The organism is Chroococcidiopsis cubana SAG 39.79 (assembly GCF_003991895.1).
Classification (GTDB): domain Bacteria; phylum Cyanobacteriota; class Cyanobacteriia; order Cyanobacteriales; family Chroococcidiopsidaceae; genus Chroococcidiopsis; species Chroococcidiopsis thermalis.
In genome coordinates, this window is the sequence record NZ_RSCK01000228.1 from 1 (window position 1) to 2,821 (window position 2,821).

Annotated in this window: 1 protein-coding gene; it reads left to right on the forward strand. The window is 43.1% G+C overall.

Features of this window, described 5'->3' with window-relative positions; genetic code table 11:
- The first annotated feature begins 78 nt into the window (after positions 1-78).
- Entirely contained in the window at positions 79-2,745 is a 2,667-nt protein-coding gene (locus DSM107010_RS37495) for a TonB-dependent siderophore receptor (protein WP_106171274.1), read from the forward strand.
- Positions 2,746-2,821 lie beyond the last annotated feature (76 nt).

Consider the following 2,821-nt stretch of genomic DNA (forward strand, 5'->3'; position numbering starts at 1 on the left):
TTGTCTTTGATGAATTCTTGCCTCAGTGGAATTACACTGCTCAGCCAGAATTACAGGTTATTTAATCCACGATCCTAAGTGTTGCAACCTGGACAATATGGGATTTTGAGCTTGAAAGCTTCTTGGCTGCTTGCTGTTTTGCTGTTAACTGAGCCAGCGATCGCTAAAACTGACGCGGAAACTGAGGTAGATTTAGCAGCACCGATGTCCGAGCAGATGCAAGCTAATCTCAAGAAGAATAAAAGTTTTTATACTAATACTCCAGCGATCGCGGCTCAGCCACAACCTAATGAGACGGGTAAGTCAGATTCGGTGCAAGTAACGGGTATCAAGCTGAATCCAACGCCAAACGGCTTGGAAATGATTCTAGAAACCGCTGATGGAACCTCACCCCAAGTTTTGACCTATGGTTACAAACAGACTTGGGTAGCAAATATTATCAACGCCCAACTGCGTCTACCCGAAGGTAAGATTTTTCGTCAGAATAATCCAGTTGCAGGTATTACTTCTGTTACCGTTAGCCAACTTGCTACTAACAGTATTCGAGTCACGGTGACGGGGACATCGATCCCAACAGGACAGATAGTAACAAGGAATCGCACCTTGGTACTGAGTTTAGCTGCACCCACAACCCCTACAGCCCAAAAACCAGCGCCAGCAACACCGCCAGCGCCAAAACCGGATATTCAGCCAAAACCAGAGGCAACACCATCAGAACCAAAGAATATACAGCAGCCATCCCAGCCAGCACCAGGGGAAGAAACTGAAATTGTGGTGACGGGGGAACGAGAAGTAGAGGGATATAACGCACCAGATGCATCAACTGCTACCAAAACGGATACACCTTTACGGGACATTCCTCAGTCAATTCAAGTCATTCCTCGCCAGGTAATTGAAGACCAGCAAGTAACAGAAATTTCAGATGCTCTGCGGAATGTTTCAGGTGTGACTCCACGAGTAGATTATGGCTTTTCGTATACCTACAATATTCGAGGATTTAGCGATTCTAGAACCCTGAGAAATGGATTCCGTATTGAAGCGCCGACAATTGCCCCTAGTGGCATCGAGCGAGTGGAAGTTTTGAAGGGTCCAGCTTCAGTATTGTACGGTCAAGTAGAGCCAGGGGGAATTATAAATTTTGTTACCAAAAAGCCTCTCAGTGACCCCTATTATGCAGCTGAGTTTACGGCTGGTAGCTACAACTTTTACGAACCATCTATTGACTTTTCTGGACCATTGACTGCTGATGGAAAACTATTATATCGCTTGAATGCCTCTTACCAAAACTTTGGGAGTTTTATTGATTTTGTTGATGGAGAAATTCTCTCGATCGCACCTGTAATTAGCTATAAAATTGGCGATGCAACTACTCTGACTTTAGAGTATGAATATTTATATTCCGATCGCACGTACAATGATGGGCTGCCAATAGATTCAGTTACATTTGAGCTTCCCATTAGTCGATATTTAGGAGAACCAGGCGATCGCATTGATGAGACTACCAATAATCTCATCCTCAGCTTTGACCATCGCTTTGACGACAATATTAGTCTTCGCACTGCTTTTGGAGCTTCTTTTTCGGAAGGGGAAGATGTAGCTTGTCGAGTGTCTGAGTACGATCCAGAAACTCAGGAAGTATCTCGATTTTGTGTAACAGATGGCTCTGAATATGACGATGTTTATTCTTGGCAAACCGATTTGGTGGCTAAATTCAACACTGGGTCAGTGCAGCATCAACTACTACTGGGGCTAGAGCTATCTCAACGCAATAACGGCTATGAAAACTTTGAGGCTAGTGGAGCTAACATTAATGTCTTCGACCCCGTGTATGGCGAACCAATTCCACCTTCAGATTACTCTTTTAAAGACGATTTTACTTCTAACGCGGTTGGGTTGTATCTGCAAAATCAAATCGCGTTATTGCCCAATCTAAAACTACTAATAGGGGGTAGATTTGATTTTATCAATTTTGAATCTGAAGGCTACGAACAAACTGTAGGAGAAGAGAGAATTGAAAGATCTAACGATTTTGATGACAATGCATTCTCTCCGCGTGTGGGATTAGTTTATCAACCGATTGAACCGATTTCTCTCTATGCTAGTTATAGCCGTTCTTTTGTTCCCAATAATACGACAACAGCTAGCGGAGAACTAATTGAACCAACTCGCGGCACGCAATACGAAGCCGGAATTAAAGCTGAATTAGGGAATCTCTCAGCAACTCTAGCAGCTTATGAAATTACGAAAACTAATATTCTGACAACCGATCCCGACAACCCAGATTTCTCAATTGGAGTCGGAGAAGTAAAAAGTCGCGGCATTGAATTCGATCTGGGAGGAGAAATTCTACCTGGATGGAATCTAGTTGCCTCTGCTTTTATCAATGATGCTTTTGTGACTGAAGATAACAATCTTCCTGTTGATGACGTACTCACAAATGCTCCAGCAGAAGGAGCTAGTTTATGGACGACTTATGAAATTCAACGTGGCAATTTACAAGGATTAGGTTTTGGTGTGGGAGTATTTTATGTAGGCGATCGCGAAGCCGAATTACCTAACGAACTCGTACTTCCCTCCTACGTGCGTGCCGATGCCAGTATTTTCTACAAGCGCGATAACTGGAGAGTGGGGCTGAATTTCAAGAATTTATTTGATACTAAATACTACGAATCATCTCAGAATACCGCCTTGATTTACCCAGGTGCGCCTTTTACAGTTTTGGGAACTGTGGCGGTAGAATTTTGAGAACCTATTTATAAAGTAAACCTTTAAGCAGATAGGCGACGTAGCATAATTCGAGTCATAACAGCATAAATAGCTG